The organism is Brevundimonas sp. AVps4 (assembly GCF_058681525.1).
This window is the reverse complement of sequence record NZ_CM178741.1, coordinates 48,227-64,682: the sequence shown is the minus strand read 5'-3', so window position 1 is coordinate 64,682 and position 16,456 is coordinate 48,227. Positions and strand designations below refer to the sequence as shown.

Annotated in this window: 13 protein-coding genes and 1 other annotated feature; of the genes, 8 read left to right on the top strand and 5 right to left on the bottom strand. The window is 70.2% G+C overall.

Annotated features, from left to right (window positions below; all coding sequences use genetic code 11):
* The first annotated feature begins 77 nt into the window (after positions 1-77).
* The 8 genes from ACW178_RS00305 (at position 78) to ACW178_RS00270 (ending at position 9,196) form a co-directional block, all read left to right on the top strand.
* Positions 78-2,135, top strand: a complete 2,058-nt coding sequence (locus ACW178_RS00305) for a TonB-dependent receptor (protein ID WP_287104724.1) — start codon at positions 78-80, stop codon at positions 2,133-2,135.
* Between the two features lie 72 nt (positions 2,136-2,207).
* The gene (locus ACW178_RS00300; RefSeq protein WP_464159173.1) at positions 2,208-2,888 is read left to right on the top strand and encodes a PepSY-associated TM helix domain-containing protein; all 681 of its coding nucleotides are present in this window, start codon (positions 2,208-2,210) and stop codon (positions 2,886-2,888) included.
* An 11-nt stretch (positions 2,889-2,899) separates the two neighbouring features.
* Entirely contained in the window at positions 2,900-3,412 is a 513-nt protein-coding gene (locus ACW178_RS00295) for a DUF2271 domain-containing protein (RefSeq protein WP_054763967.1), read from the top strand.
* Positions 3,413-3,423: 11 nt separating this feature from the next.
* The gene (locus tag ACW178_RS00290; RefSeq protein ID WP_492024749.1) at positions 3,424-4,224 is read left to right on the top strand and encodes a DUF4198 domain-containing protein; all 801 of its coding nucleotides are present in this window, start codon (positions 3,424-3,426) and stop codon (positions 4,222-4,224) included.
* 10 nt (positions 4,225-4,234) lie between these two features.
* The gene (locus ACW178_RS00285) at positions 4,235-5,344 is read left to right on the top strand and encodes an FAD:protein FMN transferase (RefSeq protein ID WP_191558986.1); all 1,110 of its coding nucleotides are present in this window, start codon (positions 4,235-4,237) and stop codon (positions 5,342-5,344) included.
* The gene (locus ACW178_RS00280) at positions 5,341-6,717 is read left to right on the top strand and encodes a sulfite reductase subunit alpha (RefSeq protein ID WP_191558985.1); all 1,377 of its coding nucleotides are present in this window, start codon (positions 5,341-5,343) and stop codon (positions 6,715-6,717) included. The genes ACW178_RS00285 and ACW178_RS00280 overlap by 4 nt, the downstream gene beginning before the upstream one ends.
* Positions 6,718-6,967: 250 nt before the next feature.
* Positions 6,968-7,915, top strand: coding sequence for a flavin reductase family protein (locus ACW178_RS00275; protein WP_228185258.1), 948 nt, complete (start codon positions 6,968-6,970; stop codon positions 7,913-7,915).
* A gap of 84 nt (positions 7,916-7,999) precedes the next feature.
* The gene (locus ACW178_RS00270; RefSeq protein WP_152948890.1) at positions 8,000-9,196 is read left to right on the top strand and encodes an acetyl-CoA C-acyltransferase; all 1,197 of its coding nucleotides are present in this window, start codon (positions 8,000-8,002) and stop codon (positions 9,194-9,196) included.
* Between the two features lie 45 nt (positions 9,197-9,241).
* On the opposite strand, the gene ACW178_RS00265 is transcribed toward ACW178_RS00270, so the two are convergent.
* The 5 genes from ACW178_RS00265 to ACW178_RS00245 all read right to left on the bottom strand — a co-directional run bounded on the left by ACW178_RS00265 (position 9,242) and on the right by ACW178_RS00245 (position 16,320).
* Positions 9,242-10,705 carry a SulP family inorganic anion transporter gene (locus ACW178_RS00265; protein ID WP_464165383.1) on the bottom strand — a complete coding sequence of 488 codons (1,464 nt, stop codon included), beginning with the start codon at positions 10,703-10,705 and terminating at the stop codon, positions 9,242-9,244.
* Positions 10,706-10,758: 53 nt separating this feature from the next.
* Positions 10,759-10,822, bottom strand: a sequence feature (sul1 is cis-regulatory element that is thought to sense ions involved in sulfur or methionine metabolism; They are found in Alphaproteobacteria).
* A 66-nt stretch (positions 10,823-10,888) separates the two neighbouring features.
* The gene (locus ACW178_RS00260; RefSeq protein ID WP_492025063.1) at positions 10,889-13,270 is read right to left on the bottom strand and encodes a PAS domain-containing sensor histidine kinase; all 2,382 of its coding nucleotides are present in this window, start codon (positions 13,268-13,270) and stop codon (positions 10,889-10,891) included.
* 98 nt (positions 13,271-13,368) lie between these two features.
* Positions 13,369-13,935 carry a hypothetical protein gene (locus tag ACW178_RS00255; protein ID WP_054763961.1) on the bottom strand — a complete coding sequence of 189 codons (567 nt, stop codon included), beginning with the start codon at positions 13,933-13,935 and terminating at the stop codon, positions 13,369-13,371.
* Positions 13,936-14,005: 70 nt separating this feature from the next.
* The gene (locus ACW178_RS00250) at positions 14,006-14,413 is read right to left on the bottom strand and encodes a CBS domain-containing protein (protein WP_152948888.1); all 408 of its coding nucleotides are present in this window, start codon (positions 14,411-14,413) and stop codon (positions 14,006-14,008) included.
* A gap of 62 nt (positions 14,414-14,475) precedes the next feature.
* Complete coding sequence (locus ACW178_RS00245; protein ID WP_492024748.1) at positions 14,476-16,320, bottom strand: vWA domain-containing protein; 1,845 nt, start codon at positions 16,318-16,320, stop codon at positions 14,476-14,478.
* Between the last annotated feature and the right edge of the window lie 136 nt (positions 16,321-16,456).

The following is a 16,456-nucleotide window of genomic DNA, read 5'->3' as shown; positions in this document are numbered from 1 at the left end:
CTGTGACCCCAGGGTCGCAGTCCGCTTTATAAGGTCGCAGGGCTGAACCAAGGCGGGGCTGGTCTATTGTGACCGGGATGTTCCAAGACGCGCCCCCCGCTCCGCCCGCCCAACTGTCTGAAATCACGGTGACGGCGGCCCGTCTGCCGACCGCCGCCGCCGACGCCGCCTTTTCGGTGGTGCGGCTGGATCAAACCGTGCTGGAGCGGTCCGTCCGGCTGGACGAGGCCCTGCGGACCGTGCCCGCCGTGTCCCTGTTCCGCCGCACCTCCAGCCTGGCCGCCAATCCGACGACCCAGGGGATTTCTCTGCGGGCCATCGCCCCGTCCGGCGCGGGCCGGACCCTGGTGACCCTGGACGGGGTTCCGCTGAACGATCCGTTCGGCGGCTGGGTGATCTGGTCCCAGGTCGCGCCGGAATCGCTGGAGCGGGTGGACGTCGTGCGCGGCGCGGGCGCGGGGCCCTATGGCGCGGGCGCCCTGACCGGGACCATCGCCCTGACGGAGCGGGCGCGCGGCGGGGTGCTGGACCTGTCGGTCGCCGAGCGGGGCGGGGCGCGGGCGGCGGGATCGGGATCGACGATGTTGGGCCCCGTCGGCGTGACCCTGTCGGGCCTGTATGAGACCAGCGACGGCTATACGCCCGTGCGCGGTGCGGCGGCGGGAGCGGCGGACAGGCCGCTGGACCTGGACAGCCGCAGCGCCGCCCTGCGGGTCGATGCGCCGCTGGACGGGGTGAATCTGCAAGGGGCGAACCTGTCCCTGCGCGCGGCGACCTGGGAAGAGGATCGCGGCTCCGGCCTGCTGAACGCTCGGTCCAACGCCAGCGGACACAGCCTGAGCGCCACGGCGGCCAAGGCGCCGCCCGTCGACGGCTATGGCTGGCGGCTGCAGGCCTGGCGCATCGAGAGCGACTTCGCCAACAGCTCCGCCTCGGTGGCGGCGGACCGATCGACCACGACCCCGGCCAATGATCAGTACAAGACCCCGGCGACCGGCTGGGGGCTGAACGCGGCCCTGCGCCGTCGCGTGGCCGAGATCGCGGGCGGGCGGCTGGAATGGGAGGTCGGCGCCGACGCCCGCTTCAACGAGGGTGCGACCAACGAGTTCTTCAGCAATCCCACCGGCGCGGGCTTCGCGCGGGGACGGCGCGCGGGCGGCGAGACCTCGGTGGCCGGGACCTATGTGGACGGGTCGTGGACCGGCGGGGACTGGCTGGTCGCGGGCGGTCTGCGCTACGACCGGTGGAAGAACGAGGCGGGCTTCCGCTACGAATACACGCTGGCGACCGGGGCGCCGATCCTGGACGAGACCGACGAGGACCGGTCGGGCGAGGTGGTCAGCGCGCGACTGGCGGCGCGGCGCGATCTGGCCGCCTGGCTGGGCGAGGGTTACGCCTGGCGGGCGGCGGCCTATTCCGGCTTTCGACCGGCGACGCTGAACGAGCTGCACCGGCCGTTCCGGGTCGGCAACGACATCACCGAGGCCAATTCGGGGCTGGAGCCCGAGACCCTTCGCGGGATCGAGACGGGCCTGGCCTTCGACCGGAGCGGCGTCGCCTGGGGGGCGACCGTCTTCTGGAACGAGATCGAGGACGCCATCGTCAATGTGACGATCGGCGAGGGACCGGCGACCTTCCCGCGCGCAGGCTTCGTGCCGGCGGGCGGCGTGCTGCGCCAACGCCAGAACGCCGGCACGATCAAAGCCTGGGGCCTGGAGCTGAACGGTTCGGTCCGGGCGACCGAGGCCCTGGCGCTGAACGCCGCCCTGTCCTGGACCGACGCCGAGGTGGACGGCGGGACGGCGGCGCCGCAGCTGACCGGCCTGCGTCCGGCCCAGGCGCCGGAATGGAGCGCGACGGCGGGCGTCGACTGGCGGGCGACGGATCGGCTGACCCTGGGTCTGGCCGCGCGCTATGAATCGGCCCGGTTCGACGATGATCTGAACAGCCGCACCCTGGACCCCGCCGTCACCCTGGACGCCCGCGCGGAATGGTCGGCCGGGGACGGGGTGATGATCTGGGCCGCCGTCGACAACGCTTTCGACGCGGATGTTGAGGTGTCTATGACCGGGTCCGACGTTGCGGGCTACGGCCCCACGCGCACGGTGCGGGCCGGGGTCAGGTTCAGCTACTGACGGTCTCTGCGCGACGAATTCGCCGCATCGCTTGCTATTGCAAACGGTTCGCAACAGTGGCACAGCCGTCCCGTGACTGAACTCGCCGCAGAAAACCAGATCGAGCCCACCTCAAGGGGGGCGAAAAAGCCGAAGGCGGCGCTGAACGGCGCGCGGTCCTTCTGGCTGAAGCAGCTGCATTCCTGGCACTGGATTTCGGCGGCCGTCAGCCTGGTCGGCATGATCCTGTTCGCGGTCACGGGCATCACCCTGAACCATGCGGCCTCCATTCCGGCCGAGCCGGTGACGGTCGAACAGACCGCCACCCTGCCGGCGCCCCTGCTGCAACGGCTTTCGGCCTATCCGCAGGAGACGACCGAACCGGTTCCCGACGCCGTCGCCCGCTGGTCGGCCGAGGCCCTGAAGGTTCAGATCGCCGGGCGGCCGACCGAGACGACGCCCGAGGAGATCTATGTCGCCCTGCCGATCCCCGGCGGCGACGGCTGGCTGACCATCGACCGGGCGACGGGCGAGGCGGTCCATGAAAAGACCACGCGCGGCTGGATCGCCTATCTGAACGACCTGCATAAGGGGCGGAATGCAGGCGCGGTCTGGTTCTGGTTCATCGACGTCTTCGCCGTCGCCTGCGTCATCTTTGCGGTGACGGGGCTGGGGCTGATGTGGCTGCATGCACGCGGCCGTCCCTCCACCTGGCCCCTGGCGGCGCTGGGCCTGCTGATCCCCGTCGTCATCGCCCTGATCTTCATCCATTGAGAGTGTAACGGATGCGTCTTCTCCCCATCGTCGTCACCACCGCCGGCCTGACCCTGGCCGCCGCCCCGGCCCTGGCGGCGGATCTGTCGGTCACGGTCGAAGTGCCGCGGCTGAACACCGCCTCCTATCACCGGCCCTATGTGGCGGTCTGGATCGAGAAGCCGGATCAGACGGCGGTTCAGACCCTGGCGGTCTGGTACCAGCAGACCCGCAACAATGAGGGCGACGGCAAGGACTGGCTGAAGGACCTGCGCACCTGGTGGCGCAAGGGCGGCCGGGCCATGAGCCTGCCCGCCGACGGGATTTCGGGCGCCACCCGCGCGCCGGGCCGCCAGACCGTCAACGTCCCCGCCGCCCGTCTGCGCGGGCTTCAGCCCGGCCAGTACAATCTGGTGGTCGAGGCGGCGCGCGAACTGGGCGGGCGCGAGGTGGTGCGCGTGCCCTTCCGCTGGGGCGGGGCCAATACCGCCGACGCCTCCGGCTCCACCGAACTGGGCGCCGTGCGCGTCACCGTCTCTCGCTGAGGAACAGACCCATGAAAAAGACCGTCGCGCTTCTGGCCTTCGCCGCCGCCCTGGCTGCGCCCCTGGCCGCCCAGGCGCACCGCGCCTGGATGGCGCCGACCTCGACCAGCCTGTCGGGCGCCGACGCCTGGGTCGGTTTCGATGCGGGCATGTCCAACGGGGTCTTCATCCCTGACCACGCCGCCATGCGGATGAGCGGCCTGGTGGTGACGGCGCCCGACGGCTCGACCGTCCAGCCCGAACATCTGATGCAGGCCCAGTACCGCACCACCTTCGACGTCCATCTGACGCAGAACGGCACCTATAAGGTCGCCAACGTCATGGGCGGCGTCATGGTCAGCTACACCCTGAACGGCGAACAGAAGCGTTGGCGTGGAACCGCAGCCGAATATCCGGCGGCCCTGCCCCAGGGCGCGACCGACGTCCAGGCGACCCGCACCGCCAGCCGGATCGAGACCTTCGTCACCCTGAACAATCCGACCGACACCGTGTTCAAGACCACGGGCGAAGGGCTGGAGCTGGTCCCCGTGACCCATCCGAACGATCTGGTCGCCGGCGAGGCCGCCAGCTTCAAACTGCTGAAGGACGGCCAGCCCGCCGCCGACCTGGACGTCGTCGTCGCGCGCGGCGGCCTGCGCTATCGCGACAATCCCGAGGAGATGACGGTCAAGACCGGCGCCGACGGCGTCTTCACCGTCACCTGGCCCGAGGCCGGCATGTATTGGCTGAACGCCTCGGTCCGCACCCCGGCCCAGGGCGAAACCCTGGGATCGAACGCCAACTATGTGGCGGTGATGGAAGTCCTGCCCTAAGCCGCTGGGCATGTCCGACACGCCCTTTTCGCGCGGTTCGCGCGCCGCCCCGCCCGTCCTCACCCTGGGAGACCCGGTTCCGCTTTCGGACCGGGTCGACAACCGCGTCCTGATCCCGCCGGTCGAGGGGCCGCCGCCCCGACCGCCCGGCGATCATATCCAGGCGCTGGACGGCCGGACCATGGGCACGAGCTGGAGCGTCCGCGCCATAGGGCCGCGCGGCCTGACCGAGGCGGCCCTGCGCGAGGCGATCGAGCGGGAGCTGGCGACGGTCGTGGCCCTGTTCAGCCCGTGGGAGCCGACCAGCGAGATCAGCCGGTTCAACGCGGCCCCGGCCGGCATGTGGGCGGTGTCCCAGCCGTTCTGGGATCTGGTCGATGCGGCCATGGACCTGGGCGACGAGACCAATGGGGCGGTCGATCCGACCCTGGGCGCCCTGGTCGATCTGTGGGGTTTCGGCCCGCCGGGACCGCGCGGCGCCCTTCTGCCCCTGCCCAGCGACGAAGAGGTCGAGGCGGCCCTGAAGGTCAGCGGCTGGGGACGGCTGCGGATGAACCGCGAGGCGCGCGGCCTGATGCAGCCGGGCGGAATGAAGCTGGACCTGTCCGGCATCGCCAAGGGCCATGCGGTGGACCGGGTGTCGGACGCCCTGACGGCCCTGGGCGCGACCTCGCACCTGGTCGAGATTGGCGGAGAGCTGAAGGGGCGCGGGGTCAAGCCTGACGCCCAGCCCTGGTGGGTGGAGATCGAGCGGGCGGAGGGCGACGCCTCGCCCCGCACGGTGGCGGCCCTGTTCGACCTGGCCATGGCGACCAGCGGCGACTATCGCCGCGCCTTCCGCCATGAGGGGCGGCTCTATCCTCATACGATCGACGGATCGACGGGGCGGCCGGTCAGCAACAATCTGGCCTCGGTCACCGTGCTGCACGCCTCGGCCATGAAGGCCGACGCCTACGCCAGCGCCCTGACGGTCATGGGGCCGTTCGAGGGGCCGGAGTACGCCGAAGCGATCGGTTTGGCCGCCCTGTTCGTCGAACGCACGCCGCGCGGCCTGGTCGAGCGGATGAGCCCGGCCTTCAAGGCCATGATGGAGGATGGGGCGGAGGCGGCGCCGGGGTGACGAACGATCCGTCCCGCTGGCTTCTGGCCCTGGCGGCCGTCGGCCTCTGGCTGGTCCTGATCGGCCTGATCGTCTGGCGCGAGCGCCGGGCGAAGGCGGCGGCGCGCGCCCGCTCCGAGGCCCTGGCCGGAGACGGGGAGGAGACGGTGCTTGTGGCCTTCGCCAGCCAGACGGGACTGGCCGAGGAACTGGCCTGGATGACCGCCCGAGCCTTGCAGGACGGCGGCTTGGGGGCGCGGGTCCTGTCGTTTGCGGACCTGGACCTGGCGACGCTGAAGGCGGCGGGCCGGGCCCTGCTGATCGTCTCGACGACGGGTGAAGGCGATCCGCCCGACAGCGCCGCGCGGCTGGTGCGCAAGGCCATGGGGGCGCCGGCCGACCTGGGCGGGCTTCGCTTCGGCCTGATGGCCCTGGGCGACCGCAGCTATGATCAGTTCTGCGGCTTCGGCCATGCGGTGGACGGCTGGCTGAGGCGCTCGGGCGCCGAGCCCCTGTTCGATCTGGTGGAGGTGGACGCCGGGGACGCGGGCGCCGTGCGCCACTGGCAGCATCAGTTGAACCAGATCACCGGTCGGGCCACGGCCCCCGACTGGACCCCGCCCGCCTATGAGCCCTGGCGGCTGACGCAGCGGACCCTGATCAATCCCGGCAGTCCGGGCGGCGAAGCCTATCATCTGGTCTTGGAGCCGGTCGGGACGGCGCCGCCCTGGTCCGCCGGGGACATCGCCGAGGTGGGGCTGCCGGAACGCGACGGCGTGACGCCGGGCGCGCGCGAATATTCGATCGCCTCGGTGCCGGCGGACGGACGGGTCGAACTGGTGGTGCGGCTGATGCGTCGGCCGGACGGAACGCCCGGCCTGGCCTCGGGGCGGCTGACCCAGGACCTGGCTGTGGGCGAAACCATCGACATGCGGGTGCGGACCAACCGCAGCTTCCACGGCCCGGAGGATCAGACGCCGATGATCCTGATCGGCAACGGCACGGGGATCGCGGGGCTGAGGGCCCATCTGAAGGCCCGCGCGGCCCAAGACGGGGGCCAGGGGAGCGGCGCCTGGCTGATGTTCGGCGAGCGGACCCAGGCGCACGACGCCTTCTTCGCCGCCGAGCTTCAGGCCTGGCTGGCGTCCGGCGTTCTGACCCGGCTGGACCGGTGTTTCTCGCGCGATCCCAGCGACGGCCGCTATGTGCAGGATCTGGTCGCGGCGGCGGCGTCGGACGTCCGCGCCTGGGTGGACCGGGGCGCGGCCCTCTATGTCTGCGGCAGTCTGGAGGGGATGTCCCAGGGGGTCCATGCAGCCCTGGAGGCGGCGCTGGGCGCGGAGGCCCTGCTGACCCTGCTGGAAGACGGCCGCTATCGCCGGGACGTCTACTGAAAAGGAGATCAGCGCCGCCCGACTGCTGCGTCTGCCCGACCGAACCGGAAGCGGCGCCGTCGAACACCCGCCGCCAGGCCGTCGACCGGCTGTTCGCCTTCGCCACGGTCTCGCTGGATGCCGGATGATCCGAATCGGGGACGGCGTCGTAAATCGTGGCGTCCGAGGGCGGACTTCCCCTAAAAGACGCCTTTCGTTTCCGATTGGACCGCCTCGCCTCATGACTGAATCGCCGCCCCGGATCGGAGGCATGGACGTCCAAGGTCTGGATGCCCAAGGTCTGGACGTCCAAGGTTTGGGCGATCCCGAGGACCCGGTCGTCCTGCTGATCGGTTCGCCCGAGCGGCTGTCGGCGGACGGGCGACGGTGGGTGCGGGCCCTGGTGGAGGCCGGGCGTCACGTGTTGCTGGCCCCGCTGGACGAGGCGGACGGGGAGGGGGCGGCGGTCGCCCTGCGCGCCCTTTTGACCGAACTGTCGTCCCGACCCGCCGTACTGTGTTCGGCCCAGACCCTGGCGGCGGTCCATCCGGCCCTGGTCGTGACCGGTCCGGCCCTGGTCAGCTGTCTGATCGTCGTCGGGGCGGCGCCGGATGCGGCGACGCCCGCAGACCTGCCGCGGCTCGATCTGGAAGCCGAACCGGCGGGCGAGGCGACCGAGGCGGCGCTGCTGGGCTTTCTGGAACGCCATGCGCCGCGCCAGGCCCTGCATTATCAGGCCGGGTCGGACGCCCGGACCCTGCGCGACGCCCTGGGCTGTTTCGCCACCGGGGTCACGGTGGTCACCACTCTGGATGAACAGGGCCAGCCGGTGGGGCTGACCGCCAACTCCTTCTCCTCGGTGTCGCTGGACCCGCCCCTGATCCTGTTCTGCCTGGCGCGCAGTTCGTCCAATCTGGAGCGGTTCCGGCGGGCCGAGCATTTCGCCATCAACGTCCTGCACATCGGCCAGCAGCCGATGTCGGGCGTTTTCGCCCGGTCGTCGGCCGAACGGTTCGACGGCGTCGCCTGGGAGAGCTGGGACACCGGCGCCCCCATACTGTCCGGCTCCCTGGCCAGCTTCGAATGCGCCACCCATCAGGTGGTGGAGGCGGGGGATCATCTGGTCTTCATCGGCCGGGTCACGCGCGCCCGGTTCGAGCCGCGCCGCGATCCCCTGCTCTATTTCCGGGGCCGTTACCGGCGGCTCCATTTCGCCTGAGCCGCGCCCGACCCGGTTCGCATCCCGGTTCACAACGGGCGGTCGGATCGCTATCTCAGGCGCCAAATCAAGAGGAAGCCCGCCATGTCCCCCGATCCCGCCCAAGATCCCGTCGTCATCGTCTCCTACGCCAGAACCCCGATGGGCGGATTCCAGGGCGTGTTGTCGGACGCCAAGTCCACCGACCTGGGCGCGGCGGCGGTGAAGGCGGCGCTGGAGCGGGCGGGTCTGGCGCCGGACAAGGTCGAACAGATCATCATGGGCTGCGTCCTGCCCGCCGGCCTGGGCCAGGCGCCGGCGCGTCAGGCGGGGCTGGGCGCGGGCCTGCCGATCTCGGCCGAGGCGACCACGATCAACAAGATGTGCGGCTCGGGCATGCAGGCGGCCATGATGGCCCATGACGCCCTGCTGGCCGGCTCGGCCGAGGTGATCGTGGCGGGCGGCATGGAGTCCATGACCAACGCCCCCTATCTGATGCACAAGCACCGGGGCGGCGCCCGCATCGGCCATGACGTCATTTCCGACAGCATGTATCTGGACGGTCTGGAGGACGCCTATGAGCCCGGCAAGCTGATGGGCCAGTTCGCCGAGGACACGGCCAAGGCCTATCAGTTCACCCGCGAACAGCAGGACGCCTATGCGGTCGAAAGCGCCGGCCGGGCCAAGCGCGCCCAGGACAGCGGCGACTTCGACGCCGAGATCACCCCGGTCGAGGTCAAGACGCGCAAGGGGGTGGTGGTCGTGGACCGCGACGAACAGCCGACCAAGTCCGACCCGTCCAAGATCCCCAATCTGAAGCCCGCCTTCGGCAAGGACGGCACGATCACCGCCGCCTCGGCCGCCTCCATCTCGGACGGCGCGGCCGCCCTGGTGATGATGCGCCAGTCCACGGCCCAGGCCCTGGGTCTGACCCCCATCGCCCGCGTCGTCGCCCAGGCCGCCCACGCCCACGAACCCAGCCTGTTCACCACCGCCCCGGTCTTCGCCCTGCAAAAGGCGCTGAAGAAGGCCGGCTGGACGCCTGAGGACGTCGATCTGTGGGAGGTCAACGAGGCCTTCGCCATCGTGCCGATGATCGCCATGCAGGAGCTGGGCGTCCCCCACGACAAGATCAACGTCAACGGCGGCGCCTGCGCCCTGGGCCACCCGCTGGGCGCCTCCGGCGCCCGCGTTCTGACCACCCTGCTGTCGGCCCTGAAGGCCCGCGGCAAGACCCGGGGCATGGCCGCCCTGTGCATCGGGGGCGGCGAGGCGACGGCGATGGGGGTGGAGCTGGTATAAGGGGCGGGCGGACCGACCGATCGTCCGCCGACGGAGAGAAGAGGCTCAGTGGGCGGCGCCGACGGGCAGGTGGCTCTTGTCATGCCGGCCCAGCTTGTCGATCAGGGTCCGCCCGGCCTCATTCATTCCGATGAGGTCGACCTGCGCCCCCTGACGGCGATAGCGGAACACGACCTTGTCCACGGCGGCCACGCCGGTCAGATCCCAGAGATGGGCGTCGGTCATGTCGATCTCGACGCGGGTCGGTCGGCCGTGATGTTCGAAGGCGGCGGCGAACACGTCGGCCGAGGCGAAAAAGAGATTGCCGGTCACCCGGTATCGCAACACGCCCTCTTGCGACGTCTCGATCTCCTCCACGCGAACGGTCTTGCCGACCTTGCGCATGAAGAAGACGGCGGACAGGATCACGCCCAGGACCACCCCCTTCGACAGGTCGTGGGTGACGACCACCGTCGCTGTCGTGGCGATCATCACCACAGACGACTGAAACGGCGTGGAGCGCAGTTTCAACACTGAACCCCAGTCGAAGGCGCCGATCGAGACCATGATCATCACCGCCACCAGGGCCGCCATGGGGATTTGGGCGACCCAGTCCTGAAGCACCAGGATCAGAAACAGCAGGAACAGGCCGGCCCACAGGGTGGACAGGCGGCCGCGGGCTCCGCTGGTCACATTGATGATCGACTGGCCGATCATGGCGCAGCCCGCCATGCCGCCGAACAGGGACGAGGCGATGTTGGCCATGCCCTGTCCGCGCGTCTCTCGGTCCTTGTCCGACGGCGTGTCGGTGATGTCGTCCAACAGATTGGCGGTCAGCAGGCTTTCCAACAGGCCCACAAAGGCCAGGGTCGCCGCCGCCGGACCGATGACGGTCAGCGTCTCCCAGGTCAGCGGCACGTTTGGAATATGGAACATCGGCAGGGCCGAGGGCATCTGGCCCATGTCGCCGACAGTGCGGACATCGAGCCCCGTCAGGATCACGAAGGCGCTGACGGCGACGATGGCGACCAGCGGAGACGGGACCGCCCTTGTGATCCTGGGCAAGCCGTAGATGATCGCCAGGGCCGCGCCGACGAGGGCGAAGGTCTGCCAGTCGGCGCCGATCAGCTCAGGCATCTGGGCCAGGAAGATCAGGATCGCCAGGGCGTTGACGAAGCCGGTCATCACGCTGCGCGAGACGAACCTTATGTAGCGGCCCAGCTTCATCAGGCCGATGAGGATCTGAAACACGCCGGTCAGCAGCGACGCCGCGAACAGATATTCAAGCCCGTGATCGCGCACGAGCCCGACCATCAGGAGTGCCATGGCGCCGGTCGCCGCCGAGATCATGGCCGGGCGACCGCCGACGAAGGCGATGGTCACCGCGATCACGAAGCTGGCGTACAGCCCGACCGCCGGATCGACCCCGGCGATGATCGAAAAGGCGATGGCCTCGGGGATCAGAGCCAGGGCGACGACGGTCCCCGCCAGCAGATCACGGCGTGGGTTGGCGAGCCATTGCTGGCGCACGGACGCAACTATTGTCATTGAGATTTCAGTGGGGATGACCCAAGGCTTGGGTCGGTTTCCTGACGGATCGGCGGTCAGGATAGCCACCCGCCTCCTAGCTGTAGGGGCAGGTCCAAGGTGAGGCCTCCCTCATGCCTTCAAGCCGCGCGTGAAGCAAGGGCGAAGGCTGACCGTCCTTGAGCCCTACGCCGCGAACGCCTGTTTCATCGGCGTCACCGTGCCCTCGGGCCGTTTCACCGGCAGGTCGAAGCTGACCACCGTGCCGACGCCGGGTTCGCTTTCCAGGGTCAGGCGGCCGCCGTGCATTTCGATCAGGGACTTGGTCAGGGCCAGGCCCAGGCCGGTGCCCTGGGTGGTCTTGGAGTGCTGGCCTTCCACCTGTTCGAACGGCCGGGCCAGGCGGGCCAGGTCTTCGGGGGCGATGCCGATGCCGGTGTCGGCGCAGGAGACCTTGACCCGCGCCTGACCGTCTTCGCCTTGCGTCGCCGCCAGGGTCAGGGTGATCCGTCCGCCGGCGGGGGTGAATTTCACGGCGTTGGAGATCAGGTTCAGCATCACCTGTTTCAGTCCGCGCTGGTCCGCCTCGATATCGGGCAGATCCTCGCCCACGACGCTCAGGGTCAGGTCCGCCTCCTGAACCTTGCCCCGCATCAGCCGAACCGCGTCCTCGCACACCCCCTTCAGCGACACCGGCTCATAGTACAGGGTCATCTTGCCGGCCTCGATCTTGGCCATGTCCAGGATGTCGTTGATCAGGCTGAGCAGATGCTGGCCCGACTTCAGTATGTCTGCGGCGTAGCCCTTGTATTTTTCGCCGATGGGACCGAACAGTTCGGCGGCCATGATCTCGGAAAAGCCGTTGATGGCGTTCAGCGGCGTGCGCAGCTCATGGCTCATATTGGCCAGGAACTCGGACTTGGCCTGGTTGGCGGCCTCGGCCCGGGTCATGGCGATCTCATATTGGCGCGCCAGCTGGGACAGCATTTGCTGGCTGGATTCCAGCTGGGCGACGGTGCGGCTCAGGTCTTCGACGGCGCGGCGGCGTTCGGCCTCTTCGCGCTTGATGGCGGTGATGTCGGCGGCGGTGACGACCGAGCCGCCTTCTGAGGTGAAGCGTTCGGCCAGCTGCAGCCAGCGGCCGTCGTGCAGTTCGACCTCGCGCAGGCCCGCCCGCCCGTCGGAGGGGGCGTGTTCGGCCTTGATCGCCAGGGCGGCGATCCGGTTCAGCTCGTCCTTCAGCGCACCGCGCCGGACCACGCCGGGGGTGAAGGCGAAGGCGTCCTCGAAGCCCTGGTTCCACAGGATCAGGCGGCCGTGGCGGTCGAACAGGACGAAGGCGTCGGAAATGCTCTCGACCCCGTCGCGCAGGCGGCTTTCGGCGGCTTGGGCGGCCGCCTTGGCGCGGCGGGCCTCGGTGATGTCCAGGGCCACGCCCAATATGGCGGAAAAGCCGGCCTCGCCCCGCGCGCCGCGCGCCTGGCCCCGCGCGTCGATCCAGCGGGTGCGCCCGTCCTCGGCCGCCACGGGGAAGGTGACTTCGAAGGCGCCGTAGGCTGCCGCCTGATCGAGGGCGTGGCGGACTTCGTCGCGGAACCGGGGATGGATGCGGGCCATGACGTCCTCGGCCCGCACCACCCCGCCGCGTTCGAAGCCGAGCAGGGTCGCCATATAGTCGGACAGGGTGACTTCCTCGCCCGCCAGGTCCCATTCCCAGACGCCGCACCGAGCCGCCTCGACCGCGACCCGGAACCGCCGCTCGGACGAGGCCCATTCCCGGCTGGCCCTGGCGCGTCGCAGGCCCTGGATAAGATAGAGGATCAGGACGCCCAGCCCCAGCAGCACGGGGGCGATCAGCACCCAGGCCTCGTCCAGCAAGCCGCCCCCCTCGGCCTTGGGGTCCAGCACCGTCACATAGGGGCCGCCCGGCGCGATCGGCGCGGCCGCGACCGCCCCGACGTCCCGCGCGGCGCGGGGCGAAGTCAGGGACGGCAGGTCCTTGGGCTCCACCCCGATCAAACCTTCGGCTGGCCGCCCCGCCTCGCCCGGCTGGGGCGAGGCCAGGATGCGTCCGGCGGCCGAGACGATCCGATAGGGGGGCGCAGCCGGCAGGTCCTGGGCCACATGGGCCTCCAGCCGCCGGCCGCCGGCCTGGGGCCCGGCCAGGGTCAGGGCGCCGGGCTTGCGCGCCCCTTGCGCCGCCACCAAGGCGCCCGAGGCGTCGACGACGGAAAAGCTGACATCCGGCGCCGCGCGCCGCGCCGCCTCGACCGCCGCCAGGGGGGCGGCGTCCTGTCCCAGGACGGGGGCGGCGGCGTCGAAGCCGGTCTGGGCGGCCTGGATCTGGACGGCGATCCGGCTGGCGGCCAGCTGGGCGTTAAGGGCCAGGTTTTCGCCGCGCAGACGATGGACCTCGCGGCCGGGCTGGCCGAGATGGCGCGTCATCATCAAGGCATAGCCGGTCGCGCCCAGGGCCAGGACCAGGACGCCGATGCGGATCCAGGCCGGGGCGCCGACGGGGGCGTGGTCGGAGGCGCGTCGTCCCCGTCCTTGCTGCCGCCGCTCCATGCCCCGCAAGTCGCTCTCCCGCCAAAATGCCGCTGATCAGGCGAATCTAGGCTGCGTCGCGGATTTCTGTCGAGACTTGGTTAACGGTTTCTGACCCGTCAGGCGGCGACGGCTGGGGATTGCGGCGACGTCTGCGCCTCCTGCGCCACGGTCACAACCGGATGAAGGGCGCTGCGGGCCTGGCGCGCCAAGTCCAGCACGGCGGGCGGGGCGTCTTCGGGCGCCTCCGCCGCCAGGGCGATCAGGCTTTCGGCCAGCCGCATCAGCTGGGGCGCCGCCGTGATCAGGCGCGCCTGAAACTCGATCCGTTGCGGATCGCGGTCGTATTCGGCGCCGGGCACGCGCCAGCCGCCCCAGTCGGCAGTGTCGGTGACGACCACGGGATAGGTGCCGGGCTGAGGGTGGTGCAGACAGTCTTCCTCGGCCTGCCACTTGTTGCGGGCGCGCAGCACGCGCCAGACGCCCAGGTCGCGGCTCGCGGCGTCCTCGGCCGCAGTCATCAGTTCGGAGGCGGCGAACTCCCGCCCCAGGCCGACGTCATAGGTGACGCGGACGGGCTCTTCGAACCCCTTGGCCCAGACCGGCTGGACCTTTTCGACCGTGGCCCAGGCGCCGACGCATTCGACCCAGACCCTCTGCCCCTTCTGGAACTGCGCGCGCGCCATGGCTGTCCTCCGGCCGTTTCAGCCGGGTAAGGATGAACGGTTCGCCTTAGCGTCGCGTGAGCGGACAGCGTTAACGCGAAATGCTCTCCAGGGCCTCGCCGGCGTACCGCTCCTTCACCCGCGTCGACAGGTCGCCCAGGGAGATCACGCCGACGATGCGGCCGTGCTTGTCCACCACGGGCGCGCGCCGAATCTGGCGCGAGGCCATCAGGTCCAGCACAGACTTCAGATCATCGGTGTCCAGCACGGTGTGCGGATCGCGCGTGATGTATTCGACGATCGGGGCGGTGGGCGCGGCCCCGGCGGCCAAGGCGCGGACCACCAAGTCGCGGTCGGTCACGGCGCCGATCAGCCGGTCTCCTTCGGCGACGGGCACGAAGCCGAAGTCGCCGCGCGCCATCCGTTCGGCCACCGCCTGGATCGTATCGCCGGGGCGCGCCAGATGGACGTCGCGGGTCATCACGTCGCGGATCTTCATGACGGGTCTTCCTTGTCTGACTGTCGCGCTGAAAACCCGTCGCGCGCATCGCGGTTCCGGCCTTACGGCGTCCGGGAAGGCGGCAGGTCCTTCGCCGCGCGGACCAGTTGCACGAACTCGGCCCGGTCGCCGTAGGGGTCGTCGCCGCGCGCGCCCTGGGCCTGTTCGACGATCTGATCCCAGCCGTAGTCGGCCGCCATCCAGGGGTCGTTCCTCAGCTTCTGACCGAAGGCGGCGACGGCCAAGGCCCAGCGCGTCGCTTCCGGCGGCTGGGCGCCGACGGGGCCGGTCGCAGCGTTGGTCAGGGGCTGCTGGATCAGCTCGGACCGGCTCTGGCCCGGCTGCTTGTAGCGGATCTGGATGAAGCCGATCTCGCCGTTCGGATCGCCGCCGCCGATCCCGATCCGATTGTCGGGATAGCGCCGCTCAGGAACCTGGGTCGCGCCGCCGACGGGGGTGATTTCATAGAGGGCGGTGACGCTGGCGCCGGAACCGACCTCGCCCGCGTCGATCCGGTCGTTGGCGAAGTCTTCCTCGTTCAGCAGCCGGGTTTCATATCCGATCAGCCGCCATTCGGCGACGCGGGCGGGGTTGAACTCGACCTGAATCTTGACGTCGTCGGCGATGGGGAAGGCGCCCTTGTCGAAGGCGGGCCCGAACAGACGCCGGGCCTCGCGCAGACTGTCGACATAGGCCGCGACGCCGTTGCCCGCCTGGGCGATGGCCTGCATCCGGGCGTCCTGATAGTTGCCCCGCCCGAAGCCGTAGACCGACAGATAGATTCCCGTCTGGCGCTTGTCGGCGACATAGTCCTCCAGCCGCTTGTCATCGGTGACGCCGACGTTGAAGTCGCCGTCGGTGAACATCAGGATGCGGTTGACCTTGTCACGGGCGAAGTTCGCCTGGGCCTGATCATAGGCGTTGGTCATGCCCGTCGCCCCCGCCGTGCCGCCCGAGGCGTAAAGGCTGGCGACGGCGCAGCGCATCTTCAGCTTCTGGTCTCCCGACGTCGGGGCCAGGGTCGTGCCGGCGCCTTCGGCGTAATAGGTGACGGCCAGGCTGTCCTGGGGGCGCAGCCGGTCGATGGCCAGGTTCATCGCCTTCTTGGCCAGGTCCAGCTTGTCGGGGCTGTTCATCGAACCCGAGACGTCCACCAGGAAGGTCAGGTTCAGCGGGCGCTGCTCGCCCTGCGGCAGCTCATAGCCTTGCAGGCCGATGTGCACGATCTGACGCCCCTCCGCCCAGGGCGAGGCGGCGACCGCCGTCGTGATGGCGAAGGGCCGGCTCCGGCTGGTCGGCCGCGCGTAGTCATAGTCGAAGGCGTTGATCAGCTCCTCGACCCGCACGGCGTCCCTGGGCGGCGCACGACCCTCGTCGATGAAGCGCCGAACGTTCGAATAGGAGGCCGTGTCGACGTCGATGGAGAAGGTCGAGACCGGCTGATCGCTGGTCCGCTTCACCGGATTGGGCGTCGCATCGGGGTAGCGTTCGGTGTCGGCGGGCGCGGGCGCCGGGGTGATCGGCGAAACCCGAAACCCGGTCACGCCCACGCTGCCTGTCGTCACAGCGGGCGGCGCAGGCGCCGGCGGGGGAGGCGGGGGAGGCGGTGGAGGCGGCGGAGGCGGCGGAGGCGGCGGCGGCGCGCTTGGCGCGCCATTGGCCTGAATCCGCGAGCCCGTCACCACGATCGGCGTGGCGAAGGATCGGGCGACCTCGCGCTGCGTCTGGGGCAGTCGAAAGCCGAAGGGGGCGCAGGCGGCCGGGGTGGGCTCGCCGTCCAGGGCCTTGCCCGAGGATGCGGGTCGGGCCTGGGCTCGGGCTTGGGCGAAGGCGGGGGGCGCCATCGGCGGCGCGGCGAGCGACACCCCCAGGGCGGCGACGGCGGTGATCCTGAAGAGACGCGACATGGTTCCTCCCTCACGTGTTTGCGTCACTCGGCGGGCGGGCTGGGGCGAAACTGTGGCGCCTCGGCCGCCGTTCGTTCGTCGAACAATGATTGTGTCCTCGGCGCCATCTCGCAATCTGAGGCGAGCCTCCCCACAA

Bases quoted from the DNA above. Each gene is read 5' to 3' on its own strand.
- ACW178_RS00295 (WP_054763967.1), top strand. From the start codon at position 2,900: ATGCGTCTTCTCCCCATCGTCGTCACCACCGCCGGCCTGACCCTGGCC.
- ACW178_RS00270 (WP_152948890.1), top strand. From the start codon at position 8,000: ATGTCCCCCGATCCCGCCCAAGATCCCGTCGTCATCGTCTCCTACGCC.
- ACW178_RS00275 (WP_228185258.1), top strand. From the start codon at position 6,968: ATGGACGTCCAAGGTCTGGATGCCCAAGGTCTGGACGTCCAAGGTTTG.
- ACW178_RS00305 (WP_287104724.1), top strand. From the start codon at position 78: ATGTTCCAAGACGCGCCCCCCGCTCCGCCCGCCCAACTGTCTGAAATC.
- ACW178_RS00260 (WP_492025063.1), bottom strand. From the start codon at position 13,270: ATGGAGCGGCGGCAGCAAGGACGGGGACGACGCGCCTCCGACCACGCC.
- ACW178_RS00245 (WP_492024748.1), bottom strand. From the start codon at position 16,320: ATGTCGCGTCTCTTCAGGATCACCGCCGTCGCCGCCCTGGGGGTGTCG.
- ACW178_RS00255 (WP_054763961.1), bottom strand. From the start codon at position 13,935: ATGGCGCGCGCGCAGTTCCAGAAGGGGCAGAGGGTCTGGGTCGAATGC.
- ACW178_RS00250 (WP_152948888.1), bottom strand. From the start codon at position 14,413: ATGAAGATCCGCGACGTGATGACCCGCGACGTCCATCTGGCGCGCCCC.
- ACW178_RS00290 (WP_492024749.1), top strand. From the start codon at position 3,424: ATGAAAAAGACCGTCGCGCTTCTGGCCTTCGCCGCCGCCCTGGCTGCG.
- ACW178_RS00285 (WP_191558986.1), top strand. From the start codon at position 4,235: ATGTCCGACACGCCCTTTTCGCGCGGTTCGCGCGCCGCCCCGCCCGTC.